The sequence below is a fragment of the Pseudomonas sp. L13 genome (genome assembly GCF_009935965.1).
Classification (GTDB): domain Bacteria; phylum Pseudomonadota; class Gammaproteobacteria; order Pseudomonadales; family Pseudomonadaceae; genus Aquipseudomonas; species Aquipseudomonas lactis.
Map to the genome: position 1 here is coordinate 1 of NZ_QODJ01000058.1, position 25,959 is coordinate 25,959.

The window sequence follows — 25,959 nt, forward strand, 5'->3', positions numbered from 1 at the left end:
ATGGCGCGGGGCGGCTAAACCGGCATCCCTGCCGGTTTACCCCCCAAATCACTGTCGAATTACGGCCAGCGTGGTTTGACGGGGCGCCTAAGATCAAAAGCAGATCAAGAGCGACTCGCTTCGCATCGTGGTTACCGTCTGCTGCTACAGCTCAAAAGTTGTGTAGATACCTATGTCTGTGGGCTTGCTCCCGAGGGGCTGCGCAGCGGGCCTTGACGTTTACGTCAACCTGCAATTAGCTTAGCGCCAAGACTTCCTTGAGCATTGCCATGAGCACCACTTACAGCATCTCCGACCTCGCCCGCGAGCTCGACATCACTACCCGCGCCATTCGGTTCTATGAAGAACAAGGCCTGCTGGCCCCCGAGCGTCGGGGCCAGGAGCGCATCTACTCCGCGCGTGACAAGGTCAGCCTCAAGCTGATCCTGCGCGGCAAGCGCATCGGCTTTTCCCTGGCCGAATGCCGCGAGTTGATCGAACTCTACGACCCCACCGGCGGCAACCAGATCCAACTCAACAGCATGCTGGCCAAGATCGCCGAACGCCGTGAACAGTTGGAACAGCAACTGCTGGATATCGAACAGATGAAGCTGGAACTGGACACCGCTGAAGAGCGTTGCACCCAGGCCCTGGCGCAGACCATCAGCCAAGCCGGCCATTGACCAGAAGGTAACTGCCATGTCCCTCCCCTCCCACGTACGCCTGGTTGAAGTCGGCCCGCGCGACGGTTTGCAGAACGAAGCCCAGCCCATCAGCGTGGCGGATAAGGTCCAACTGGTAGACGCCCTGAGCGCCGCCGGTTTGAGCTACATCGAAGTCGGCAGTTTTGTCTCACCCAAGTGGGTGCCGCAAATGGCCGGCTCCGCCGAGGTCTTTGCGCAGATCCAGCGCAAGCCCGGTGTGACCTATGGCGCGCTGGCACCGAACCTGCGCGGGTTCGAGGATGCGTTGGCGGCCGGGGTCAAGGAAGTCGCGGTGTTTGCGGCGGCCTCCGAGGCGTTTTCCCAGCGCAATATCAATTGCTCCATCAGCGAAAGCCTGGAGCGCTTCGCGCCGATCATGGCCTCGGCCAAGCAGCACGGCGTGAGCGTACGCGGTTACGTGTCCTGTGTGCTGGGTTGCCCCTATGAAGGCGCGATCGCCCCGGAGCAAGTGGCGGCGGTCGCTCGCGAGCTGTATGCCATGGGCTGTTATGAAGTGTCCTTGGGCGACACCATCGGTACCGGCACGGCGGGCGCTACCCGGCGCCTGTTCGAAGTGGTCGGCGCGCACGTGCCACGGGACAAGCTGGCCGGGCATTTCCACGACACCTACGGGCAGGCCATCGCCAACATCTATGCCAGCCTGCTGGAGGGCATCACGGTCTTCGACAGCTCTATCGCCGGCCTGGGTGGCTGCCCTTACGCCAAAGGCGCCAGCGGTAACGTCGCCACCGAGGACGTGCTGTACCTGCTCAACGGCCTGGGTATCGACACGGGCGTCGACCTGGAACGCTTGATGGGCGCCGGCCAACAGATCAGCCAGGTGCTGGGACGGCCAACGGGGTCCCGCGTGGCCAAGGTGCGTAACGCCGGTTGAGTAGCACAGCTGTGACAATGTGTTACCGCACACCGGCATAACGGGTAACGCGGGAACAAAATGGGCCACACCGATTGAAAGATAATGCCGACCAAAAAACCAAGCCATTGATTTTAAAGGTTTTTAAAAAGTTGGCACGCCTTCTGCTATCTCTATGGCATAACAAGAATAAAAAGCACCAAACCTAATAAAAATAAGACGAAACGACTCTGACATAACAAAAACAACACGGCAGAGACGCAGCTAACAGATTTTTTTGGAGAAGATGTGCTTCCCAGGGTACGGCATGCCGCAACCCGCAACCGGATAGAGAAAAATAAAACTACCTCAGGTAGCTACCCACTGGTTGGATCGTTTACGAAGAAGCAGGTCAGCGTTCAAAAAAATACGTTTGCTCTTGACCCCGGATGGGGGTCGCAAAAAAAGCGGTACGGGCCACGGCTACCAAAAACAACAACAGGCCGCCCCTCAATAATAAGAAAAGAGCACGCAACGACAAATTAAAGGGGACCTTCGGGTCCCCTTTGTGCTTTCTGGGTTTCACGATTTGGGTGGCACAGCACAGTTCAGTGTGGGAGCTGGCCATAGGTATCTACACAACCCTGCAGCTCTCAACGGTAACCACGATGCGAAGCGAGCCGCCCTTGATCTGCTTTTGATCTTAGGCGCCCCGTAAAACCACGCTGGCCGAACGCAGGCTTGAATTCGTGGGTAACCCGGCAGGACGCCGGGTTAGCCGCCCCGCGCCATGGATGGCGCGTGGCGGCGGCCCACGGATTCAAGCCTGTGTTCGGGCACACCGAGCCTAAGCGAGGTGCCGAGTGGTGGGGCAAGAGCGCTTTGGTTACTTTCGCGCTTTTCGAAAGTGACCCGCCGTCAGGGCGGAACCCTAAGTAGTCGTTACCGCAGGAATGGATATGTACACAATCCCACGGTGTTGACTGCCAGTCCGCCTTCGTGAGCAAGCCCGCACAGTTGGATTGCGGGGTGTCAGGTAGATAGGTGTCGACTGGCAGGGCGTCATCGCAGGCAAGCCAGCTCCCACAGTTGGATTGCGGGGTGTCAGGTAGATAGGGGCCGGCTGGCAGGCCGTCATCGCAGGCAAGCCAGCTCCCACAGTTGGATTGCGGGGTGTCAGGTAGATAGGGGCCGGCTGGCAGGCCGTCATCGCAGGCAAGCCAGCTCCCACATTTGGATCTCGCGGGGGCAGGCAGACATGCGCAGTCCCCCAGGAGTCTGAAGTTGTCAGCGCGCTTGCAGCTCCTGGATGGAAATCTCACGCATCCGGAACTTCTGAATCTTGCCCGTCACCGTCATCGGAAACTCATCCACGAACTTGAAATACCTGGGGGTCTTGAAATGGGCAATGCGGTCCTTGCACCAGCTCAACAACTCCAGCTCGTTGGCTACCTGATCGGGATGAAATTTGATCCAGGCAACAATCTCTTCCCCATAACGCTCATCCGGAATACCGATGATCTGTACATCCGCTACAGCCGGATGGGTAAAGAAAAACTCCTCCAGCTCACGCGGGTACACGTTCTCGCCCCCGCGAATGATCATGTCCTTGTTACGCCCGGCGATGCACACGTAACCCTGATCATCCATGGTCGCCAAGTCACCGGTGTGTATCCAGCCAGCATCGTCGATGGCCTCGCGGGTGCCTTCAGAGTTGTTCCAGTAACCGAGCATCACACTGTAACCCCGGGTGCACAGCTCACCGATCACACCGCGCGCCACGGTGTTACCAGCCTCGTCGACAATCTTGGTTTCCAGTTGCGGTTGGGTGCGGCCCACGGTGGTGACACGCCGTTCTATATCGTCATCCGCGCCGGTCTGCAGCGACACCGGGCTGGTTTCGGTCATGCCATAGGCAATCTGCACCTCCTTCATATGCAACTCATGGATGACCCGACGCATCACCTCGATCGGGCACGTCGCCCCGGCCATGATCCCGGTGCGCAAGCTGGACAGGTCGAACTCGGCCCGGCGCGGGTGATCGAGCAGCGCGATGAACATGGTCGGCACGCCATATAAACCGGTGGCTTTTTCTTCGGCGACGGCGCTCAGTGTCAGCAGCGGATCGAAGCCGTCATTGGGGTAGATCATGGTGGTGCCGTGGGTGATACAACCGAGGTTGCCCATGACCATGCCGAAGCAGTGATACAGCGGCACCGGGATCACCAGGCGATCCGCTGCCGTCAGGCCCAGGCTTTCACCGACCATGTAACCGTTATTGAGGATGTTGTGGTGACTGAGGGTAGCGCCCTTGGGGAAGCCGGTGGTGCCGGAGGTGTACTGGATATTCACAGGTTGATCGAAATGCAGGCTGGCCTGGCGGCTGTGCAATTGCTCGGGCGGCACGCCTGCACCAAGGGCTGCCAACTGCGACCAGGGCATGAATTCCGGCGGCGGGCTGGGGTCGAGGCTGATGAGGCCGCGCAGCTCGGGTTTCAGCGCCTGGAGCATAGCGTGGTAATCGGAGCTCTTGAACGAGCCGGCGCACACCAGCCATTGGCAGCCGGACTGCTTGAGCACGTAATCCAACTCGCTGCTGCGATAGGCCGGGTTGATATTGACCAGGATCACCCCGAGCTTGGCGCTCGCCACCTGGCAGATCAGCCACTCGGCACAGTTAGGCGCCCAGATACCCAGGCGGTCACCGGTTTGCATGCCCAGGACGAGGAACGCGCGGGCGTGCAGCTCAACCGTCTCGGCCAATTGCTCCCAGGTGTAGCGCCGCTGTTGGTGGCGTACCACCAAGGCTTCGCCCTGTGGATACTGCGCGACGATATGATCGAATGCCTGGCCAATGGTCATGGCCAGCAAAGTCTTGTCCTGGGAGCCACGGCTGTAGCTCGGGCGCGGTTGATCCATAACGACCCCTGTTATCTTTTTTGTAGGTTGACGTATACGTAAACTACGATTGACAGCGTCGTAACGCAAGCTTACGTTAACGTAAAGGTGAGCGCCCTCCTCCCGCGCCCCGCCCACACAACAACAAAGCTCACATTAAGGTGCCTGTCCATGAGTTACCCGTCCCTGAACTTCGCCCTCGGCGAGACCATCGACATGCTGCGCGACCAGGTGCAGTCCTTCGTGGCCAAGGAAATCGCACCGCGCGCGGCCCAGATCGACATCGACAACCTGTTCCCCGCTGACCTGTGGCGCAAGTTCGGCGACATGGGCCTGCTGGGCATCACCGTGCCCGAGGAGTACGGCGGTGCCGGCCTGGGTTACCTGGCCCATGTGGTGAGCATGGAAGAAATCAGCCGTGGCTCGGCCTCGGTGGCGTTGTCTTACGGGGCGCATTCCAACCTGTGCGTCAACCAGATCAACCGCAACGGCAACCGCGCACAAAAACTCAAGTACCTGCCCAAGCTGATCAGCGGCGAGCACATCGGCGCCCTGGCCATGAGTGAGCCAAATGCCGGTTCCGACGTGGTGTCGATGAAACTGCGCGCCGACAAGCGCGGCGATCATTACGTACTCAATGGCAGCAAGACCTGGATCACCAACGGCCCGGACGCCCACACCTATGTGATCTACGCCAAGACCGACCTGGAAAAAGGCCCACACGGCATCACCGCCTTCATCGTCGAACGCGACTGGAAAGGCTTCAGCCGCAGCAACAAATTCGACAAGCTGGGCATGCGCGGCTCCAACACCTGCGAGCTGTTTTTTGACGATGTCGAGGTACCCGAAGAAAACATCCTCGGCGTGCTCAATGGCGGCGTGAAAGTGTTGATGAGCGGCCTGGACTACGAACGCGTGGTGCTCTCCGGTGGCCCTACCGGGATCATGCAGGCATGCATGGACCTGATCGTGCCCTACATCCACGACCGCAAGCAGTTCGGCCAGAGCATCGGCGAGTTCCAGCTGATCCAGGGCAAGGTCGCCGACATGTACACCCAACTCAACGCCAGCCGTGCCTACCTCTACGCGGTGGCCCAGGCATGCGAGCGCGGCGAGACCACGCGCAAGGACGCTGCGGGCGTGATCCTCTACAGCGCCGAGCGCGCCACGCAAATGGCCCTGGATGCGATCCAGATTCTGGGCGGCAATGGCTATATCAATGAATTCCCCGCCGGGCGCCTGCTGCGTGACGCCAAGCTCTACGAGATTGGTGCGGGCACCAGTGAGATTCGGAGGATGTTGATCGGTCGCGAACTGTTCAACGAAACGAAATAAATTTCGCAGCTGCAAGGGGCAAGCTACAAGCCGCAAGTAAAGAGCATCGTTCTCTTGCAGCTTGAAACTTGTAGCTTGCCGCGCTTACGGAGTAAGCCATGCTCTTACATACCCAGCTCAACCCGCGCTCGGCGGAATTCGCCACAAACCGCGCGGCGATGCTTGAACAGGTCGACGCCCTGCACAGCCTGCTCGCCCACGTCCACCAAGGTGGCGGCGCCAAGGCCCAGGAGCGCCACAGCTCACGCGGCAAGCTGTTGCCTCGTGAACGCATCAACCGTTTGCTCGACCCGGGCTCGCCGTTTCTGGAGCTGAGCCAACTGGCCGCTCACCAGGTGTATGGCGAAGACGTCCCGGCGGCCGGAGTGATTGCCGGCATCGGCCGGGTGGAGGGCGTCGAATGCATGATCGTGGCCAACGATGCCACGGTCAAAGGCGGCTCCTATTACCCACTGACCGTTAAAAAACACCTGCGCGCCCAGACCATCGCCGAGCAGAACCGCCTGCCGTGCATCTACCTGGTGGACTCCGGTGGTGCCAACCTGCCGCGCCAGGACGAGGTATTCCCCGACCGCGAGCACTTCGGGCGGATCTTCTTCAACCAGGCCAACATGAGCGCCCAGGGCATTCCCCAGATTGCCGTGGTGATGGGCTCGTGCACCGCCGGCGGCGCCTACGTGCCGGCCATGGCCGACGAAGCGATCATGGTGCGCCAGCAAGCCACCATCTTCCTCGCCGGCCCGCCCTTGGTGAAGGCCGCCACCGGTGAAGTGGTGAGCGCCGAAGACCTGGGCGGTGCCGACGTGCATTGCAAGGTCTCCGGCGTGGCCGACCACTATGCCGACAGCGATGAACACGCCCTGGCCCTGGCGCGGCGCAGCGTGGCCAACCTCAATTGGCGCAAGCAAGGTGAGCTGCTGCAACGCCCACCGGTGGCGCCGCTGTACAGCAGCGAAGAGTTGTACGGCGTGATCCCGGCGGATGCCAAGCAACCCTTTGATGTGCGCGAAGTCATCGCACGGCTGGTGGACGGCTCGGTGTTCGATGAGTTCAAGGCCTTGTTCGGGACAACGTTGGTGTGCGGCTTTGCGCATTTGCATGGCTACCCGATTGCGATCCTGGCCAACAACGGCATCCTGTTCGCCGAAGCCGCGCAAAAAGGCGCGCACTTTATCGAACTGGCCTGTCAGCGGGGGATTCCGCTGCTGTTCCTGCAAAACATCACCGGTTTTATGGTCGGCCAGAAGTACGAAGCCGGCGGCATTGCCAAGCACGGCGCCAAGCTGGTCACCGCCGTGGCGTGCGCCAAGGTGCCGAAATTCACCGTGATCATCGGTGGCAGCTTTGGTGCGGGTAACTATGGGATGTGTGGCCGCGCCTACGACCCGCGCTTTTTGTGGATGTGGCCCAACGCACGCATTGGCGTGATGGGGGCCGAACAGGCCGCCGGGGTACTGGTGCAGGTCAAGCGCGAACAGGCTGAGCGCGCCGGCAACGGTTTCAGTGCCGAGGAGGAAGCCGCGATCAAGCAGCCGATCCTCGACCAGTATGAAACCCAGGGCCACCCGTACTACTCCAGCGCGCGCTTGTGGGATGACGGCGTGATCGACCCGCTGCAGACCCGCGACCTGCTGGCCCTGGCCTTGTCCGCCGCACTGAACGCCCCCATCGAGCCGAGCCGCTTCGGCGTGTTCCGCATGTAACCTGTAGGAGCGAGCTTGCTCGCGAAGAACCTCAGGGTAACGCGGTCATCCAGAAGGCCCGCGTTATCGTTGACGACCTTCGCGAGCAAGCTCGCTCCTACAGGAGGCCTCTCATTATCATGGAGCTCCTTGCATGAGCGACTTCAACACCCTCGAACTGATCACCGACCGCCGTGGCTTTGCCACGCTGTGGCTCAGCCGTGAAGCCAAGCACAACGCGTTCAACGCCGAGATGATCCGCGAGCTGATCCTGGCCCTCGACCGCGTACAAGGCGACCCGTCCCTGCGTTTCCTGGTACTGCGCGGGCGTGGCAAGCACTTCAGCGCCGGTGCCGACCTGGCCTGGATGCAGCAATCGGCCGAGCTGGACTACCACACCAACCTGGACGACGCCCGCGAACTGGCGGAGCTGATGTACAACCTGTCCAAGCTGAAAATCCCCACGCTGGCGGTGGTGCAAGGCGCGGCCTACGGTGGCGCGCTGGGCCTGATCAGTTGCTGTGACATGGCCATTGGCGCCGATGATGCCCAGTTCTGCCTGTCAGAAGTGCGTATCGGCCTGGCACCGGCGGTGATCAGCCCGTTCGTGGTGCAGGCCATTGGCGAGCGCGCTGCCCGTCGTTATGCGCTGACGGCCGAGCGGTTCGGCGGCCAACGCGCACGAGAAATCGGCTTGCTGGCGGAAAGTTATCCGGCCGAGAGCCTGGATCAGCAGGTGGACCTGTGGGTCACCAACCTGCTGCAAAACAGCCCGGCGGCCATGCGTGCCAGTAAGGATTTATTACGTGAAGTGGGCAACGGTACCCTCACCCCCGCGCTGCGCCGCTATTGCGAAAACGCCATTGCGCGCATTCGGGTGAGCGCCGAGGGCCAGGAAGGTTTGCGCGCGTTTCTGCAAAAGCGTGCGCCAAGTTGGCAAGACCAGGAGCCGCGTTCATGAGCACACTCACCACCGTTCTGGTGGCCAACCGTGGCGAGATCGCCTGCCGGGTCATGCGCACCGCCAAGGCCATGGGGTTGACCACCGTGGCTGTGCACAGCGCCATCGACCGCGATGCCCGCCATAGCCGTGAAGCCGATATCCGCGTCGACCTGGGCGGCAGCAAAGCCACCGACAGTTACCTGCAAATCGACAAGCTGATTGCCGCCGCCCACGCCAGCGGCGCCCAGGCGATTCACCCCGGCTACGGCTTCCTTTCAGAAAACGCCGGCTTCGCCCGGGCCATCGAGGCGGCAGGCCTGATCTTCCTCGGCCCGCCCGCCTCGGCCATCGACGCCATGGGCAGCAAATCCGCGGCCAAGGCCCTGATGGAAACGGCTGGCGTACCGCTGGTGCCGGGTTATCACGGCGAGGCCCAGGACCTGGAGACCTTCCGCGCCGCCTGTGAACGTATCGGCTACCCGGTGCTGCTCAAGGCCACGGCAGGCGGCGGTGGCAAGGGCATGAAGGTGGTCGAGGACGTCAGCCAGCTGGCTGAAGCCCTGGCTTCCGCCCAGCGTGAGGCGTTGTCGTCCTTCGGCAACGGGCAGATGCTGGTGGAGAAATACCTGCTCAAGCCGCGGCATGTGGAGATCCAGGTGTTTGCCGACCAGCAGGGTCATTGCTTGTACCTCAATGAACGCGACTGCTCGATCCAGCGGCGACATCAGAAAGTCGTGGAAGAAGCCCCGGCGCCCGGCTTGAGTGTGGAGCAGCGCAAGGCCATGGGCGAAGCAGCCGTGCGCGCCGCCCAGGCCATCGGGTATGTGGGTGCGGGTACGGTGGAGTTTTTGCTGGATGCCCGTGGCGAGTTTTTCTTCATGGAGATGAACACGCGGCTGCAAGTGGAGCATCCGGTGACCGAAGCGATTACCGGCCTCGACCTGGTGGCCTGGCAGATCCGGGTGGCCCAGGGCGAGGCGCTGCCGATCACGCAAGAGCAGGTCGCGTTGAACGGTCATGCGATTGAAGTGCGGCTGTATGCCGAAGATCCGGCCAATGACTTTCTGCCGGCCACCGGGCACCTGGCGCTGTACCGCGAGTGTCGCCCTGGCCCTGGGCGTCGCGTGGACAGCGGCGTCGAGCAAGGCGACAGCGTGTCGCCCTTCTACGACCCGATGCTCGGCAAGTTGATTGCCTGGGGTGAAGACCGCGAACAGGCGCGCCTGCGCTTATTGAGCATGCTGGATGAGTTTGCGGTCGGCGGGCTCAGGACCAACCTGGGCTTTTTGCGCCGCATCATTGGGCACCCTGGGTTTGCCGCGGCCGAGTTGGACACCGGGTTTATCCCGCGCTATCAGGATGAGCTGTTGCCGACGCAAGGGGCCTTGAGCGATGAGTTCTGGCAGGCGGCGGGCGCGGCGTTTATGCAGAGCTTGCCGGTGGGCGACGGGCCTTGGGCAAGTCACCAGGGCTTTCGCGCGGGCCTGCCTGCCGAAGTGTCGCTGCACCTGAGCTGCAATGGGCAGGATCGGCTGGTGACACTGGCCGGCCACTCAGCGCAGTTATGCGGTGAACAGTTGCTGACTGAACACCAGGGCGTGCGCCGTGCCCATCTGGCGGTGCGCAGTGAAGGCAGCCTGTACCTGCGTTGGGAGGGCGAGATGCATGCCGTCAGCCTGTTCGATCCCATTGCGGCGGTCGAGGCCAATCAATCTCATCAAGGCGGCCTCACCGCCCCCATGAACGGCAGCATCGTGCGAGTACTCGTAGAGCTGGGCCAAACCGTTGAGGCGGGTACTCAACTGGTGGTACTCGAAGCCATGAAGATGGAACACAGCATCCGTGCGCCCCACGCCGGGGTGGTCAAGGCGCTGTTCTGCCAGGAAGGTGAAATGGTGGCCGAAGGCAGCGCGTTGGTGGAGCTTGAAACGGCCGGCTAGAACTTCGCCGTGGCCTGCACCACTACACCCAGGAGGCGACAGCCCTCGGTAAGCAACACCTTGGGGTAAGTGGGATTGAGCGGTACCAGGTAGTGCTGGCCGCTCTCTTCCTGCAATTGGCGAAAAGTGGCCTGGGGGTTGCCAGCCCATTGGGCAACCACCAGTTTGCCGGGCTCGGGCGCGATGGCCGGGTCAACCAGGATCATCATGCCAGCCGCAATGCTCATGCCCGTGGGCGCAGTCATGGCGTCTCCCGTCACCGGCAACCAGAATGCCTCACCTTGAGCGTGGTAATCGGTCAATTCGTAGCGCTCGGTTCTATAAGGTGCCCGCTCTTCACGCAGCTCGCAGGCCTGTTTCCAGTCGCTGACCGGGTAACGGAAATACGGGTTGTAGTGCGCTTGCAGTTCAGGCACTTGCGCGGCCCGTTCACGAATCTCCAGCGCCACCTCCAAATACCCCAACCCCAGTTCGTCCAGTACGCGGTTCATGTCCGCCAGGCTCGGCACACGGCGTTTATTGAGCCAATGGCCGATGCCGCCCTGGGACATGCCCAGGCGCTGCGCCAGTTCATCCTGTGTGACCTTGCGATCTTTCATGTTGGCTTTGACCAACGCTATCCAGTTATCCATGACGCGTCACAATACGGTGCCCATTTTTTCGGGCAATAAACAGTTTGTAGTAATCCATAAAACGACAGGAATACGATACGTACTATCATCAAGCCCAAGGATTTCGACACCCACCGGAGTACTGCCGCTTATGACGACCCGCACGCAACCATTGCCCGAAACACCCGAATTTATTGAAGTAAACGACATGTGCAACAGTGGCGCGGCCCAGCGCGCACTGGACTATTACTTGAAAGAAAATCGGTCGACGCCGGATTCGGACGGCGCCCTGTTCGCGATAAAACCACAAATCAGCCAGGAGGAAGCCCTGGTACACGCCTCGGACCTGCTGCGCAGTGCAGCGGCCACCGCCTACGAATCGGCGTGCAGCCATCAAGGCAACCAGCGTGACCTGGCGTTTTCGGTGGTGTATTTGATCGATATGGCGAAGGCGATGGTGGAGCGGTCGTTGCAAGCGCCAGGAGCGGCGGCAAACGCGTAGCAGGCACGAAAGAAAAATATTTCTATCCCACGGATAAAAACATTTGACTTGCAAATGATAATGATTATTATTGGGCTCAGCTGATCGCGAGATCAGTCGATAGACCAAGAGACCTTAGGTCGGACTCTTGGAATATCTCCTCATCAGGCTAATCACGGTTTTTGACCCGGCTCTTTGGCCGGGTCTTTTTTTGCCAGTTTCCCTGGCGTGGCTTCAGGCTAATGAAGACTGTGTGTTGCTTGATGGCGCGCATGGTAGCAAAAGACTATCGCTCAAAGAAAGTCGTGCGAGTGCTCTAGCCTCTATCTCTGCGAATTAGCGCTTGAGAATCAATCTCATAGACTCTAAGCTTGCGCAGCGTCACGGATGACGCCCCCTCCCCTGCAACAATTTTTGCATCCAGGTTTTGCCGAACCCCTGTGTAAGATAGCCGCCACATCACTCATATTCAGGCAACCAGACTATGACCGTGGCCTTGACCTCCATCAAGATCAGCACCGACTTCGACAGCGGCAACATCCAGGTCCTGGATGCCAGCGACGCCTATCAGTTGTTGCTGGCAATCAAACCCGACACCCGCAGCGATCACTACCAATGGTTCCACTTCAAGGCCGAAGGCATGCACGTGGGGCACACCCATACCTTTCGCTTGAGCAACGCGGGGCGCTCGTCTTACAAAAATGCCTGGAGCGGTTACAACGCCGTGGCGTCCTACGACCATATCAACTGGTTCCGGGTACCGACGCGCTTTGATGGCGAGATCCTGCACATCACCCTCCAGACCCGGCAAAAGCACGCCTGGTTTGCCTACTTCGAACCCTACAGCCGTGAACGCCATGACGGGTTGATCGAGCAAGCTCTGAAGTACGCCGGGGTCACCCTGCTGGCCACCGGCAAGAGCGCTGAAGGCCGCGATATCCAACTGCTGCGCCGTGGCAAAGGGATCGAAGGCCGGCGCAAGGTGTGGATCATTGCCCAGCAGCACCCCGGCGAACACATGGCCGAATGGTTTATGGAGGGCGTGATTGAGCGCCTGCAAAAGGACGGCGACGACGAACTGAAAAAATTGCTGGCCGTCGCTGATCTGTACCTGGTTCCGAACATGAACCCGGACGGCGCCTTCCATGGCCACCTGCGCACCAACGCCATGGGCCAGGACCTCAACCGCGCCTGGCAAAGCGCCAGCCAAGAACTCAGCCCCGAAGTCCTGTTCGTCCAGCAACAGATGGAAAAATACGGCGTGGATATGTTCCTCGACATCCACGGCGATGAAGAAATCCCCTACGTGTTCACCGCCGGCTGCGAAGGCAACCCTGGCTACACCCCGCGTATCGAAGCCCTGGAAAAACACTTCCGCAGCCATTTGAGCCACCTGACACGAGACTTCCAGACCACCCACGGCTACACCCGCGACCTGCCCGGCCAAGCCAACATGACCCTGGCCTGCAACGCGGTGGGGCAAAAGTACGACTGCCTGTCCCTGACCCTGGAAATGCCCTTCAAGGACAACGACGACGCACCCAACCTGCGAACTGGCTGGTCAGGCGATCGTTCGAAACAGTTGGGCAAGGATGTGTTGAGCAGCGTCGCTGATATCGTCGAGCGTCTGCGCTAACCCCTGTGACAAGCTCTTTGTGGCGAGCGAGCTTGCTCGCTCGCCACACAAGCGGTGTCAATCCTTACTGCCGGTCATGCTTTGCAAGACACCATCGCGGCGAATCAAACCGTGGAACAACGCGGCCGCCAGATGCACCAGCACGGTGAGAAACAGCAGATAGGCCAGGTAGCCGTGAGCCTTGCGCAACAACGCAAACAACGGCGCATTCGCCCCCACCAGCGCGGGCAGTTGCAGGTTACTGCTGAGCATCACCGGGTCACCGGCCGCTGAAATCATCGCCCAGCCCAGCAGTGGCAACACCAGCATCAAGGCGTACAACAGCACATGGGAAGCCTTGGCTGCCAGCCTTTGCCACACCGACAAATCCGCTGGCAACGGCGGCTGGCGCGTCGAGAAACGCACGACCAGGCGCACGATTACCAGCGCCAGAATCGCAATGCCCAGCGGCTTGTGCAGGTGGATCAGCCACTCATGACGCTCCGACACCGACGCCGCCAAACCCGCGCCGATAAACAGCATGGCGATGATCATCAACGCCATCAACCAGTGCAGCACGCGCGCCAGGGGCGCAAAAAACCGCGGTTGAGCATTCATGGCTTCGACTCCTGAGGGGCGCTGTGCAACGGGCTGACTTCACCGGCGCGGCGCAGGTACGAACTGGCATAGGCGGCCGAACGTGCGGCCAGCAAGGGGTCGTTGGAGGCTTGGATACCACTGGGCAGAATCAGCGGGTCAAAGTTGATATCGCGGCAATCGCCGTCTGCCTGGGGCTGGCTGCTTTGCAGCACAAGGGTGCCAGCGTTGAGCACCTGGTGTGCGCCGCTCCAGGTTTTGCTCGCGTCATCCAAGGGGTCGCCTGGGTTGGCCAGGGTCATGTTCAACTGCCAACGCAACGGCCCGGCAGCCAGGCGTCGTACCAAATCCTGCTCCAGGAAGTCACTGCCCGCAGGTGCGGTATCACCCGCCGCGTCCTGGCTCTGGGGCACCACCTCCCAACGCACGGCCTGGCGCTTGCCATCGGCGTCCACCAGGTAAAACGCGTTGATGCCGTTATAGGTTTCGGTCGCGTAACTGGCCGATGGCTTGGCAGTCTTGACCCAGGCCAGGAATGGCGCGGTCTCCGGATGTGCGGTAAAAAACGCCGGCATGCTCGAGGGGTTCGGCTTGCCCGTGGCCGGGTCTGGCGCGCCGGCCTTGAGCAACTGGTAGAACGCCTCGGGCGTGCCCACCGGGAACACTGGCATGCTGTTCATCCCTGTACGCCATTGCTGGCCGTTGGCCTGGCTGAATTGCACGGCAAAGCTGCGAATCGGCACACTGCTGTCCGGCGCGTAGGGGTTGCCGCTGGGCAAGGCAAAGCGGCCAATGATCGGGGTCTTGGCCTCGCTGAACACCTGGGCACTGGAATACGCACGGGCGTCGGTACTGCTCTGGAAATAACCCGCCACGCATACGCCCTTGGCATGGTTACGGCGAAAGCCCGGATGCACGCCGTTATTGGTTTCCAGGGCATTGACCAAGGTTTTTGGCCGCAGGCGTTGTGGGTCGAGCGTACCATTGACGTAGGCAAATGCCCCGGCAACAACCGCAACCACGGCACCGATGCCGACGAGTCGTGCGATCAGGCTCGCAGTGCTCAAAGGAGGACGGGGGGGTGATGAGTGATCTACCATGCAGGAACTCCAGGGCCAGAGGCCATAGGCTGAAACATAAGGTCGGAGCATTAAGACGAACGCCGATGGGCTCTATTCCCAGGCCCTGGATTTATTTTGCGGGAAGGGGAATAACCTTCAACGCCGGACGTCTCTCTAGTCCCAGCGTAGTGATCAGCCAGACCCCCATGCATGAACTCGACGAACAGTTACGTGAACTCATCCCCAGGTTGCGGCGTTTTGCCGTGTCCCTGACGCGCAACAGCAGCAGCGCCGATGACCTGGTGCAATCGACCCTGGAGCGCGCGATCGTCGCCTGGGCCGATAAACGTATCGAGGGCGAATTGCGCGCCTGGCTGTTTTCGATCCTCTACCGGCAATTCCTCGACGCCCACCGCCGCAACCGCCGCTATGCGCGCATGCTCGAATTCTTCACCGGCCGCGATGACATGCAACCTTCGGTGGAACGCACGGTGCTGGCCCAATCCACCCTGCAAGCCTTCGACCAACTGAACACCGAACAGCGCGCCCTGTTGCTGTGGGTGTCCGTCGAGGGCTTGAGCTACAAGGAAGTGGCCGAGATCCTCAAGGTGCCCATCGGCACCGTGATGTCACGCCTGTCCCGCGCACGCCAAGCGTTGCGTCAACTCAGCGATGGCGAAATGGCCGGCCCTTCCCTGCGGAGACTCAAATGATCAGCCTGCCCCCCAGCGAACGCGATTTACATGCCTACGTCGATCACCAATTGCTCGACAGTGACCGTCGTGTGCTTGAAACCTGGCTGGCCAGCCACCCCGACGTGGCGGCCCAGGTACAGGCCTGGCAACAAGATGCGCAGTTGCTGCGCGCGTCGTTGAGCGGCGCCCTGCAACAGCCGCCCAACCCGGCATTGGACCCGGCGCTGATTCGCCAGCGCATCAAGAAACAGTCCCATCGGCACTTGGCCACAGCGGCGTTGTTGCTGATCGCCGTGAGCCTCGGCGGGTTTGGCGGTTGGCACGCCCGTGAAGCCACCCAGCCGCCGCTGTTGCCGATGACCGACGCCATGCAGGCCTACCGCCTGTTTGCACAGGACGGCATCATGCCCGCCGACTACAACGCCCAGGACCGTAACACCATGCAGGCCTGGCTCGACCGCTATTTCAACCAGGCCCATCGCCTGCCCGACCTGAGCCAAGCCGGTTTCAAACCGGTCAGCGGGCGCCTGCTCACCACCGACCAAGGTGCGGCAGCCATGGTGCTGTACCAGGACGCGCAAGGCCGGCGCATCAGCTTCTACATCCGCCCGCCTGGCCCGAACAACGGTTTCCTGCCTCGCGGCAGCCGCAGTGCCGATGGCTTGCAGGCCGACTACTGGTCGGGCGGCGGCTACAACTATGCGATGGTCAGCCCAGTGGATCAGGCCGCCGCGCTGCAGACGCCATTCTAGAAACCGACGTCCAACACCACATTATCCAGATAGGTGCCCGCCGGCGGCGTGGGCTGGTCGGTGTAGACCTTGGCGTTGTAGTTGTACACCTGGCTGCCGACGCCCAAGCCGTTGCCAGGGTTGACCTCGGCCGTGGAACTGGCCCGCCGCGCCGCGCCGACACTGCCCCAACGCGTGGTGCCGGCGCTTTGGAAAATGTCATAGGCCAGGTAGTTGCTGCCGGAAATCATGCGCCGCCGGCCGCCGACACTCACCGGGTTCTGGCCATCGCTCAAGCCCACGGTATAGGCGCTGCCCTTGGTGCAGGCGATGTTGATGGTCTGCCCGGTCACCGCAGTAAACCCACTGACCACCGGCGCGCTGCCAAAGCTGATATTCGGGGCGGTGATCTGGCAGTCGTTGGTCACGGTCATGTTGACGGTCAGGGACGCCGTGCCGCTGCCAATGTCACGTCCCAGGCAAATGCCGCCAAGGCCGATCCCCGAGCAATAATTCCACACCCAGGCGATGCTCAATGTTTCGGTGTACACCCCGGCGGCGACGTTGCTGCCGGTGATGCTGCTCAGGTACAGCGGCACGGTTTTCGCGCCAGGCCCGGCGATCAGGCCAATGCTCTGGGCGATGCCGCCAGCGCCGCCAAAATCGAATTGGCTGCCCCGGGTGATGGGATAGCTGGTGCTGTTATTGCCATAAATCGTGTAGCTGATCACATCACCGGTCGGCCCGACCAAACCGGTCTGGGGCGAGGTGATCGTGGCGTAAAAGTGGTCGGTGGACACCAGCAGCGATATCAGCGCCGAGGTGCAACTCAACCCTGAGTTGGCGGTAGAACTGGTTTGCGCGGCGGTGCGCACCGTCATCGAACTGATCGAACCAAAACTGGCCGGCACGGTGGACACCACCGAACACGCCGCCATGGCCTGCCCGCAAAACAACAAACCTACGCCATATAACCCTACGCTGGCCCTCACCTGAACACTCCCTGTTCAATCCCTCATTGGCACACTAACGGCCCGATCAAGGGCACGTCCTGTTGCTGCTCATCAATATCGAACGTTGCCTGGCAGGCGCGGCCCTCACCCAAGGTCACCTGCAAGGTGTTGTGGGCGCTGAGGTTTTCCAGATATACCAGGCCATCCCAGCCGACCACCGCCTGAGTGTTGCTTTGCTCGTGCACTACCAGGCTGCCCAGCGCCAATTCCTGGTGCTGGCGGTCCACCAGGGTGATGCTTGCGGCGAGCACCCGGCGCAGGGGGAATTCCAGCAGGTAACCACTGCCCCGGCGCACCGACACGCGCTGCTCCACATTGGGGCTTTGCACATTTGCCGGCAGGTTCAAGGGGTCGATCTCGTATTTGCCGCGGTAATAGGCACTGCTCCACGGCACCAGCAGATGGCCGTTGCGGTCGGTCTGGCCCACCAGCTGGTTTTCGTAGCGCACCGGAATCCCGGCAAAACCCTGGGTGCTCACCACCACAAAGGCGTCATTGATGCGGTTGGCGGCAAAGGTTTCGCCGCCCATCCATACCAGCGAGCCGCTGGCATCGGCCCAACGCGTCATGGCCTCGCTGCTGCCGTACACACCGGCCTGCAACTGCACCGACTGCAAGCGCCAGGTCAGGTCGGCCTGCCGATAGCTGGGGGCATCGCCTTGGGCATAGCCGAGGTTGTAGCCCACCCCGCCTTCGCTGGGCACCGCGCGGCTGTAGTTGATGCGCTGGCGGCTGGCGCCATCCTTGCTGCGCTCGGAGCTCAAGGCCAGGCTGCCGTTGAGGTCGAACGGGATGACCAGTTGCGCCTGCATGGCCCAGTTGCTGTCGCCGATTTCGCGGTTGGCTGACAGATAAAAGCTGGTGTTGCGCCACAACGGTTTGCTCCAGCTCAGGTTGAGCAGGCGCGTGCGCGAGTCGTCCGCCGCCTGCACGTCGAAATAACCCAGGCCGAGGCTGCCGAAACGTTGAAGGTTGAGGCTCAGGGTCACCTGCTCGCTGCGCTTGCTGAGGCTGGCGTAAGGGGTGTCGACCAGGGTCAGGTCGGCGTAGTCGTCGCGTCGTTCCACCCGTTGATACATGAAGCTGTAGCGCGTGCTGTTGTACTGGTAACCGAGGCTCAGTTGCTGGCCCGTGCGGCTGTCGAACTGGCTCTGGCTGAGGGCGGTATTGAGCACGCCGAAGTTGCCCAGGCGCAGGTTACTGCCGAGCCCACCGAGGGTCAGGTCGCTGGAGGCTTCGGCGTGGCTCTCCAGGGTCAGGTTATCGGAATAGCCATAACGGAACGTGCCACTGGCCACGCCCGGCCCGTAGCCGAAGTCCCGCAGGGTGTAGTCACGGCGCAAGGTACCGGCGGCCAGCGAAAAATCCGTCAAGCCTTGTTGCAGCAAGGTGCTGGTGACGTAGAACGGTACCGTGGTCGACACCTGGCGGCCCAGGGCATCGGTGGTGACCACCACGGCCTCGCCGGCGCCGTTGATGAACGGGATGTTAGTCAGGGTGTAGGGACCGGGTTGCAGTTGCGCGGTGTCGGACTTGTAGCCGTTGATAAACAGGTCCACCGACGACGGCACCGCCGCCTCACCGGCAAACTGCGGCAAGGGGTAGGTGACCAGGTCGGGGCGCACGGCAAAATCCCGGGACAGTTGCATCCCGCCCAGGCGCACCGAACTGCTCCAGGGCAGCGCGCCGCTGATCACGTCGCCGGCCTCGTAGGTCAGCAGGCGTTCATCATCGGAAAAGCGCCAGGTGGTGTCGTAACGCCGATAACCATTGTTGAGGGTGCCGCCGCTGACTCCATCGGAGAGTGTCTGGCGCAGTTGCCCGGTGGTGGACAAGGTGCCCCAGGTGTCGAACAACCGCACTTCGTTCCAGGCCGCGAGGTAACTGCCGCCGTCGTCGGTGTCATTGAAATACACGTCATAGTTGAGCAAGGCGCCAAAGCTGCTCATGGCCTGGGTGCGCGGATAGGTATTGCGGTTGCCGATGAATTGTTCCTGCAACCACGAGGGCGGCACATCCAGCAACAGGCGCTGGCCGTTGCTGTCGTAGTCGCTGTGCAGGCCCGGCACTTGGTCCAGGGCCACACTGCCGACCGGTTCACCCGGCAGTTTCATGCCCACGTCCTGCAACGCGCTGGCCGGCACAAACAGCTGGCCGGCGCGCTGCTCCACCGCGATGACGCGGCCGGTGTCCATCTGGTTGACCACCAGTTCCAGAAACAGCTGTGCATCGGCAACTGCCTCCATGCTGCCGGGCGGCGGCGGCAAGTCGCCTGCCATGGCTGCGCCCCACAGCCCACTTGCCACTGCCACCGACGGCCATAAAACCCGAGCCCAACCACGACTCACCATGGCGTTGTGTCCTTCAATGGACATCTCCATCCTGTTAAAACCCGGGCGCGTGCCCGTTGCGCTACATAACGGCTATCGCTTGGGCGCCAGGCTTTCCAGTTGCGGCGCGCCGTTGACGCGTACCTGCAACGGCTGGTCGGCCGATACGGCATCCGGCACCGGCCAGCGCATGCTCGCGCCCGGCAGCACATAGCCGAGCAAGCCGTCCACCAACGGCCGGGTCTGCCCGCCCTGTTTGAATGACGCATCGGTAAGCCGCGCATGCACGGCGCCCTGGTTGCGCACCTCGATGTAGGTGCGCCCTGCCACGTTGACCTTTTGCCAGCTCAACTGCGGCTGGCCCGCGCCCTTGGGGTCGCGCTGGCGGGTAGCGTCATCCTTGCTCCACAAGCCGGCGCCGTAGGCAAACAACGGCACCGAATAGCGCATCTGGAAGCGAATCGCCGCCGCCGTGTTCTTGCCCTCCGGCGGCGTGGGCACCTGCAGCGCCGAGGGGATTTCGTCAATGATGATGCGATAGGCCAACTCCTGCCCCGGCGGCACTTCCCGGGTGCGGGTCAGGCGCACCAGTTGCTTCTGGCCCGGCTCGATCTTGGCCACCGGCGGGCTGCCGATCACATCGCGCTGGTTCTGGTACTGCTCGTCAAAGCCATTCTGGCGCCAGGCAAACACGCGGATCTGCAGGTTGGCGGTCTCGGTGCCACGGTTCTCCAGCCACAGCGCGCTGGCCTGTTGGTCGGCCTCCAGCACTGGGTCGATGGGCCAGATCAGCACCGAACTGGCCGCCTGTACAAACCCCGCCGAGCACAACGCCCCCAAGGCGAAACCCACGGTGCATAACCGTCGCAAAGCACAACCCATGACACCCCTCCTTAAAACCGTTAGCCCTACCACGTCAGCTGCACCTGCAGCGTGTCGCTGTACGTCCCCCCAGGCTGATTGCCCGGTAAAACCACCCGCCCGTAAATCGGCAGGCTGATGTTGCTCGCATCGCTGTAGGTCACGCTCACGCTCTGGCTGATACCCAGGCTCTGGCTGAACGCCGCATCGCGAAACAATTGGTAAGCCACCCGCGCGCTGCCACTGTTGAGCTGCAAGTTGCGCCCGGTGCTGCTGTGCAGGCCGCCATCCACGCTCATGCTCAGCGCCACGCCCGGCGTGCATTGCAGGGTCACGCTACCAGTGAGAGCCGCCGTCACCGTGCTGGTGGCCAGGGCCGAATAGCTGCCGTAGGCCAAGGTGCCGTAGTTGGCGCCGCCGCCCACGATCAGGCAGCCTGGTGTGATGGTCGCACTCACCTGGAAGCTCTGGTTGACCACCGCCGACAGCGGCAACGGCATCGCCAGGCCGATGGCAAGCAACACTCTGGGCCACATCGTTAGAACGTCAGTTCCACGGCCACCGTGTCGGTGTAGGTGCCCGCTGGCAGCCCCGCCTTGCCCACCGCCCGGCCGTAAAGGTTGACGGTCTGCGCCACGCCGGTACTGGTGGCGAGCGTCACCACGCCATCAATCGCCAACAGCGCGGAACGCCCGCTGTCAGTGTAGAAATCGTAGGGCACGAAGTTACCCACGCCATCGGCCAGCGCACGGGTGCCTCCTGGGGAAGCGCCATCGTGGGCGCCGGCACGTACCTTGATCGTTGGCGCGGTGCCAGCCGAACACAAAATCGACAACGCCCCGCCAGTACCGGTGCCGCCGAGCAACTGAGCGTCGGCATTGGTAAACAGGCTGTTGGTGGTGCCGAAGTTCAAGCTACCGAAATTCAGCCCGGTGGCCGCTCCGGAGCCGTTAACCTGGCAACTGGCGATCAGGGTCAGGCTGGAAGTGATCTGCCCGGTCACCGTGGTCGCCGCGTTCAGGCTGGACGCCAGCGCCAGGCCCAAGGCACAGAGGCCGATTCGCGATACACGTACATGCATGATATCCATCCTCATGGTTTACCAATCCAGAGTCACCGTCAGGGTGTCTGTGTAGATGCCGGCCGGTAGGGCCCTGGTATTCGCCACCACGGAGCCGAATACCGGGATCGGTACCTGGGTGCCCTGGGTCACGACGAAATTGCGTTGCTGGCCGATGCTGTAGGCACTGCGCCCCTGGGGGTCGGCCGAGAGTCGATAGGGAATGGTCTGGCGGCCATTGCTCAGGCGCCGCGTGGTGCCGTCGCCGTTGGCGCCGCCGTCGATGGTCACCGTGAAACTACTGACCACCGAGGGGTTGCAGGACACCGACAGCGGCGCCTTGTCGCCATCGGAAATCGCCGCGTCCAAGGTCTCGTTCCAGGTCGGCCCCTGGCTGCCAAAGTCCAATAGAGCCGTGCCGCCCTCAGGCGTGACCGGCGCGGTTTCCACGCCTTTGCTCACTTCGCAACTGGCGGTGATCACCAAGCGCGCGTGGACCTGGCCGCTGACCACCGCGGCCTGCGCGTCATCCGCGAGCATGAGGATGCCGCCCAGGGCCGTCACGGCCAGGTAGCGGCTTACCATGTGACCGTGACCTTGAGCAGGTCGGAATAACGGCCGACGGCGGGAATGCTTTTGAGTGGTTCGATGCGTCCATACAGCGGCAGCTCCACAGAGCCGGTGTCCGGCACGCGGCCACTGATCGGCACGTCCACCGGCAAGGGGATCAGCCGCGCGGCGTCGGCATAGATTCGATAGGGGATAGGCCGGCTGGAGGGCGCCGCAGTGGCGAGATAACGCACTTCGCCGACGCCACCATGCAGGCCGCCGTCAACGCGCACTTGGTAAGGCGTGTCGGGGTTACATTCCAGGCGCGGCTGGCGTTGGCTGATCAGGGCCGCACTCAGGGGGCCGGCCGGGTCATCCAGACGCGGGCCGCTGCCGAAATCCAATACGCCAAGTTGCTCGATGCCCGCACTACGGGTGGTGCCCACCAACTGGCAACCCCGTTGCACGTCGATACGCACCTGCACCTGGAGTTGCGCAGCAATCGCCGCGTTGCAGAGCATCGTGCCCATGACTGCCAATACCGCCGGTCCCTTCACAGCCCCAATTCCTTATACAGGGGTGACAACTGTGTATGAGGTTAGCCAGTTAACCCGAAAGCGCCAGTTTGCAAGGCTTGGGGCCCTTCGCTATTGGTCAAATGGTATCGAGCGTCTTACAGTGAGCGACCACCGCAATACAGAGTGTTTATTCTTGGCCGTGCTTGCCCTGCTCCAGCGCCTGCTGGGTAAAAAAACCGACGCAACGGGCGCCTCGCCTATCGCCGCGTATTTCCAACAAAAGGCCGAACAACAGGGTTATACCCTCAGTGACGGGCAAATCCGGGCGATTAGCGCCCTGAATCGCGAGGCCCAGCACCTGCTCAACGGCCAGGCCACGCGCAGCCTGTACCTGCATGGCCCGGTGGGGCGTGGCAAAAGCTGGCTGCTGGACGGATTTTTTCAGGCACTGCCCATCGCCGAGAAGCAGCGCGTGCATTTCCATAACTTCTTCGCCCGGCTGCACCAGGGCATGTTCCTGCACCGCGGGCATGACGATGCCCTGGGCGTTACTCTGGACGAGCTGCTGGCCGGCTGCCGAGTGCTGTGTTTCGACGAATTCCATGTGCACGATATCGGCGATGCGATGCTCATCAGCCGCCTGTTCAAGGCCCTGTTCCAGCGCGGCGTGCTGGTGCTGGTGACCTCCAACTATCCGCCGGAAGGACTGCTGCCCAACCCGCTGTACCACGAGCGTTTCAAACCGGTGATCGAGCTGATCGCCGTGCGCATGGACGTGCTGGAAGTCAGTGCGCCCCAGGACTTTCGCAGCCTGGCCCAGGCCCATGACGCACAGCGCTTCACCCGCGGCCGGTATGTGTGGCCGGGCAGCACCGCCCAGCGAGAAACCCTGGGACTGCCCGCCAAGGATTGCCCGGCGCAAAGTTTGAAAGTCGGCACCCGGCAGCTGCTGTGCCGAGGCCATCAGGCACGAACCATCGCGTTCACCTTCAACGATCTGTGCGAGCAACTCACGGCGGTCTTGGACTACCTGTTGTTGTGCCAGGACTTCGACCACTGGATCATCGACGGCCTGCCGCAGCTGGCCGAATGCCCCATCGCCGTGCAGCAGCGCTTTATCAACCTGGTAGACGTGCTCTACGATCAGGACAAGCAACTGACGCTGATCGGCCACCAGCCCCTGGATAAATGCCTGGAAGGCCAGGCCATCGACCTCGCCCGCACCGCCAGTCGCTTGCGGCAATTGCACACGCTGTGCCCGCAAACCGCGCCCGAGCCGCTATCATGAGCGCCTTTTACGCCCTCTTCCGAGCACCGCGCCCTGCATGAATACCCTCGCCCAACTCAAGGCTGGCCAATTGGCCGGCGCGACGCGCCTGGACCTGGCCTGCGGGCTGACCGAGTTCCCCCAGGAAATTTTCGAACTGGCCGACTCGCTGGAAATCCTCAACCTCACCGGCAACGCCCTGAGCAGCCTGCCCGACGACCTGCACCGCCTGACGCACCTGCGCGTGCTGTTCTGTTCGGACAACGCCTTTACCGAACTGCCGCAATGCCTGGGCCAGTGCGCCAAGCTGAGCATGATCGGCTTCAAGGCCAACCAGATCAGCCAAGTGCCCGCCGCCGCCCTGCCGCCGCTGTTGCGCTGGCTGATCCTCACCGATAACTGCATCAGCCAGTTGCCCGATGAACTGGGCGAACGTCCGTTGCTGCAAAAGCTGATGCTGGCCGGTAACCAGTTAACGCAGCTGCCGCCAAGCCTGGCCCAGTGCCAAAACCTGGAGTTGATCCGCATCGCCTCCAATCACCTCACCCAGCTGCCGCAGTGGCTGCTGACCCTGCCGAGCCTGACCTGGCTGGCCTACGCCGGCAACCCGGTGGAAATGGCCGTGCAGGTGAGCAGTGATGAGGCGACGCCGAACATTGCCTGGCAGGAACTGGAAATGGGCGAAGTCCTGGGCGAAGGTGCCTCGGGGATCATTCGCAAGGCGCTGTGGAAACCCCGGGCGTTGCCGGTTGCGGTCAAGCTGTACAAGGGCACCATCACCAGCGACGGTTCACCGCTGCATGAAATGCAAGCCTGCATCGCCGCCGGGCTGCATCCCAACCTGATCAAGGTGGAAGGACGCGTCATCGGCCACCCCGACAACCAGGCCGCCCTGGTGATGGACCTGATCGACCCGAGTTACCGCAACCTCGCGGCCCTGCCGAGCCTGGCGTCGTGCACGCGGGATGTCTACGCACCCGCCACCCGTTTCAGCCTGGACGTGGCACTGCGCATGGCACGGGGCATCGCTTCGGTGGCGGCGCACCTGCATCGGCACGGCATTACCCATGGTGACCTGTATGGCCACAATATTTTGTGGAACGCAGAGGGTGATTGCTTGCTGGGGGACTTTGGCGCAGCGTCCTTCCATACCACGGCGGACACGCTGGAAACCCGTGCGCTGCAGCGTATTGAAGTGCGGGCGTTCGGAGTATTGCTGGGAGAATTGTTGGAGCGGGTTGAGGCCAGTGACGAAAGCTTGCAGGCACTGCAACAACGCTGCTGCCAGCCGGATGTGCTGGCGCGGCCGGGCTTCGAAGAGATCGAAGCCTTGCTGCACGCTATCTAACTGTAGGAGCGAGCTTGCTCGCGAAAAACTCATCGGCGCTGCGTTTATTCAGGATGCACGCGTTATCGTTGACGTTTTTCGCGAGCAAGCTCGCTCCTACAAGGCAATTTGACAGCGTGTACTCAGATAGAAATCAGCCCGCCAGGCCGACAAACATATCCTGCACATCATCATGGTTGTCCAGGCCTTCCAGGAACGCCTCGACTTCAGCCATCTGCTCATCGGTCAAACCGCTGACCGGGTTCTTGGAGATATAACCCAGCTTGGCCGACAGCACGGTGAAGCCCTGCTCCGGCAAGGCCTTCTGCACGGCATCCAGGTCGGTGGTTTCGGTGATGAACAAGGTGGCGCCTTCTTCACCCTCTTCAAAGTCCTGGGCGCCCGCTTCGATAGCGGCCATTTCCGGATCGGCGTCCGGGGTGTCCGGCGATGCTTCGATCAGGCCGACATGGTTGAAATCCCAGGCCACCGAACCGGAAGCGCCCAGTTGGCCCTTGCGGAAGGCCACGCGGATTTCCGCCACGGTGCGGTTGATGTTGTCGGTCACGCACTCGACGATCAGAGGCACCTGGTGCGGCGCGAAACCTTCGTAGGTCACGCGGTGGTATTGCACGGTTTCACCGAGCAGACCGGCGCCCTTCTTGATTGCGCGGTCCAGGGTTTCCTTGGGCATCGAGGCCTTTTTGGCCTGTTCCACCACCAGGCGCAGGTGCGCGTTGGTGGAGGTATCGGCGCCGTTGCGGGCGGCGATGGTGATTTCTTTCACCAGCTTGCCGAAGATCTTGCCCTTGGCATTGGCTGCCGCTTCTTTATGTTTGACTTTCCACTGTGCGCCCATGACTCACTCTCTTATTCCCATCGCGCCGAAACGTCTACTGGCCGGCGCTT

General features: G+C 61.9%; 24 protein-coding genes. 12 read left to right on the forward strand and 12 right to left on the reverse strand.

Annotated elements, in window-relative coordinates; translation table 11 throughout:
- Positions 1–269: 269 nt before the first annotated feature.
- Together DK871_RS22995 and DK871_RS23000 are read left to right on the forward strand one after the other, a co-directional pair.
- On the forward strand, positions 270–662 hold the full coding sequence (locus DK871_RS22995) for a MerR family DNA-binding transcriptional regulator (RefSeq protein WP_003192195.1): 393 nt from the start codon (positions 270–272) through the stop codon (positions 660–662).
- A 16-nt stretch (positions 663–678) separates the two neighbouring features.
- Positions 679–1,578, forward strand: a complete 900-nt coding sequence (locus tag DK871_RS23000; RefSeq protein ID WP_161906750.1) for a hydroxymethylglutaryl-CoA lyase — start codon at positions 679–681, stop codon at positions 1,576–1,578.
- 1,245 nt (positions 1,579–2,823) lie between these two features.
- Here DK871_RS23000 and DK871_RS23005 read toward each other — a convergent pair.
- A complete protein-coding gene (locus tag DK871_RS23005) occupies positions 2,824–4,455 on the reverse strand; it encodes an AMP-binding protein (RefSeq protein ID WP_161906751.1) in 1,632 nt (543 codons plus the stop codon).
- Between the two features lie 150 nt (positions 4,456–4,605).
- Between DK871_RS23005 and DK871_RS23010 the strand changes: the two genes are divergently transcribed.
- From DK871_RS23010 to DK871_RS23025, 4 genes are all read left to right on the forward strand, one after another.
- Entirely contained in the window at positions 4,606–5,769 is a 1,164-nt protein-coding gene (locus DK871_RS23010; protein WP_161906752.1) for an isovaleryl-CoA dehydrogenase, read from the forward strand.
- Between the two features lie 98 nt (positions 5,770–5,867).
- Positions 5,868–7,472, forward strand: a complete 1,605-nt coding sequence (locus DK871_RS23015) for a carboxyl transferase domain-containing protein (RefSeq protein WP_161906753.1) — start codon at positions 5,868–5,870, stop codon at positions 7,470–7,472.
- Positions 7,473–7,605: 133 nt separating this feature from the next.
- Complete coding sequence (locus DK871_RS23020) at positions 7,606–8,412, forward strand: gamma-carboxygeranoyl-CoA hydratase (RefSeq protein ID WP_161906754.1); 807 nt, start codon at positions 7,606–7,608, stop codon at positions 8,410–8,412.
- On the forward strand, positions 8,409–10,334 hold the full coding sequence (locus DK871_RS23025; RefSeq protein ID WP_161906755.1) for an acetyl/propionyl/methylcrotonyl-CoA carboxylase subunit alpha: 1,926 nt from the start codon (positions 8,409–8,411) through the stop codon (positions 10,332–10,334). The genes DK871_RS23020 and DK871_RS23025 overlap by 4 nt, the downstream gene beginning before the upstream one ends.
- Here the strand turns inward: DK871_RS23025 and DK871_RS23030 are convergent.
- Positions 10,331–10,966, reverse strand: a complete 636-nt coding sequence (locus DK871_RS23030; RefSeq protein WP_161906756.1) for a LexA family transcriptional regulator — start codon at positions 10,964–10,966, stop codon at positions 10,331–10,333. The genes DK871_RS23025 and DK871_RS23030 overlap by 4 nt on opposite strands.
- Before the next feature lie 130 nt (positions 10,967–11,096).
- Between DK871_RS23030 and DK871_RS23035 the strand changes: the two genes are divergently transcribed.
- Both DK871_RS23035 and DK871_RS23040 read left to right on the forward strand, forming a co-directional pair.
- Positions 11,097–11,447 (forward strand): DUF6124 family protein, encoded by a 351-nt coding sequence (locus tag DK871_RS23035; protein ID WP_178116079.1) that lies wholly within the window; start codon positions 11,097–11,099, stop codon positions 11,445–11,447.
- Positions 11,448–11,910: 463 nt separating this feature from the next.
- Positions 11,911–13,062, forward strand: a complete 1,152-nt coding sequence (locus DK871_RS23040) for a carboxypeptidase family protein (protein WP_161906757.1) — start codon at positions 11,911–11,913, stop codon at positions 13,060–13,062.
- 57 nt (positions 13,063–13,119) lie between these two features.
- Here DK871_RS23040 and DK871_RS23045 read toward each other — a convergent pair whose 3' ends face one another.
- Both DK871_RS23045 and DK871_RS23050 read right to left on the reverse strand, forming a co-directional pair.
- Positions 13,120–13,659: a cytochrome b gene (locus DK871_RS23045; RefSeq protein WP_161906758.1), complete on the reverse strand. Its 540-nt coding sequence runs from the start codon at positions 13,657–13,659 to the stop codon at positions 13,120–13,122.
- Entirely contained in the window at positions 13,656–14,738 is a 1,083-nt protein-coding gene (locus tag DK871_RS23050; RefSeq protein WP_161906759.1) for a catalase family peroxidase, read from the reverse strand. Before DK871_RS23050 ends, DK871_RS23045 begins: the two co-directional genes overlap by 4 nt.
- A gap of 167 nt (positions 14,739–14,905) precedes the next feature.
- Here DK871_RS23050 and DK871_RS23055 point away from each other — a divergent pair, with 167 nt between their 5' ends.
- Together DK871_RS23055 and DK871_RS23060 are read left to right on the forward strand one after the other, a co-directional pair.
- On the forward strand, positions 14,906–15,412 hold the full coding sequence (locus DK871_RS23055; RefSeq protein ID WP_161906760.1) for a sigma-70 family RNA polymerase sigma factor: 507 nt from the start codon (positions 14,906–14,908) through the stop codon (positions 15,410–15,412).
- Entirely contained in the window at positions 15,409–16,146 is a 738-nt protein-coding gene (locus DK871_RS23060; RefSeq protein ID WP_161906761.1) for an anti-sigma factor, read from the forward strand. Before DK871_RS23055 ends, DK871_RS23060 begins: the two co-directional genes overlap by 4 nt.
- On the opposite strand, the gene DK871_RS23065 is transcribed toward DK871_RS23060, so the two are convergent.
- From DK871_RS23065 to DK871_RS23095, 7 genes are all read right to left on the reverse strand, one after another.
- Positions 16,143–17,063 carry a spore coat U domain-containing protein gene (locus tag DK871_RS23065; RefSeq protein WP_003192215.1) on the reverse strand — a complete coding sequence of 307 codons (921 nt, stop codon included), beginning with the start codon at positions 17,061–17,063 and terminating at the stop codon, positions 16,143–16,145. The two genes, DK871_RS23060 and DK871_RS23065, sit on opposite strands and share 4 nt — an antisense overlap.
- Positions 17,064–17,140: 77 nt before the next feature.
- Entirely contained in the window at positions 17,141–19,489 is a 2,349-nt protein-coding gene (locus tag DK871_RS23070) for a fimbria/pilus outer membrane usher protein (protein ID WP_161906778.1), read from the reverse strand.
- A gap of 72 nt (positions 19,490–19,561) precedes the next feature.
- Positions 19,562–20,350, reverse strand: coding sequence for a molecular chaperone (locus DK871_RS23075; RefSeq protein ID WP_161906762.1), 789 nt, complete (start codon positions 20,348–20,350; stop codon positions 19,562–19,564).
- A 26-nt stretch (positions 20,351–20,376) separates the two neighbouring features.
- Positions 20,377–20,865, reverse strand: coding sequence for a spore coat U domain-containing protein (locus DK871_RS23080; protein ID WP_161906763.1), 489 nt, complete (start codon positions 20,863–20,865; stop codon positions 20,377–20,379).
- A gap of 2 nt (positions 20,866–20,867) precedes the next feature.
- Entirely contained in the window at positions 20,868–21,410 is a 543-nt protein-coding gene (locus DK871_RS23085; RefSeq protein ID WP_161906764.1) for a spore coat U domain-containing protein, read from the reverse strand.
- An 18-nt stretch (positions 21,411–21,428) separates the two neighbouring features.
- Positions 21,429–21,974 (reverse strand): spore coat protein U domain-containing protein, encoded by a 546-nt coding sequence (locus DK871_RS23090; RefSeq protein WP_161906765.1) that lies wholly within the window; start codon positions 21,972–21,974, stop codon positions 21,429–21,431.
- Positions 21,968–22,459 carry a spore coat U domain-containing protein gene (locus DK871_RS23095; RefSeq protein WP_161906779.1) on the reverse strand — a complete coding sequence of 164 codons (492 nt, stop codon included), beginning with the start codon at positions 22,457–22,459 and terminating at the stop codon, positions 21,968–21,970. The genes DK871_RS23090 and DK871_RS23095 overlap by 7 nt, the downstream gene beginning before the upstream one ends.
- 190 nt (positions 22,460–22,649) lie before the next feature.
- On the opposite strand from DK871_RS23095, the gene zapE reads away from it, so the two are divergent.
- The gene (gene zapE / locus DK871_RS23100; protein ID WP_161906766.1) at positions 22,650–23,744 is read left to right on the forward strand and encodes a cell division protein ZapE; all 1,095 of its coding nucleotides are present in this window, start codon (positions 22,650–22,652) and stop codon (positions 23,742–23,744) included.
- Positions 23,745–23,781: 37 nt separating this feature from the next.
- Entirely contained in the window at positions 23,782–25,071 is a 1,290-nt protein-coding gene (locus tag DK871_RS23105; RefSeq protein WP_161906767.1) for a protein kinase, read from the forward strand.
- A gap of 133 nt (positions 25,072–25,204) precedes the next feature.
- Here DK871_RS23105 and DK871_RS23110 read toward each other — a convergent pair whose 3' ends face one another.
- On the reverse strand, positions 25,205–25,909 hold the full coding sequence (locus DK871_RS23110; RefSeq protein WP_044274673.1) for a YebC/PmpR family DNA-binding transcriptional regulator: 705 nt from the start codon (positions 25,907–25,909) through the stop codon (positions 25,205–25,207).
- Positions 25,910–25,959: the final 50 nt, after the last annotated feature.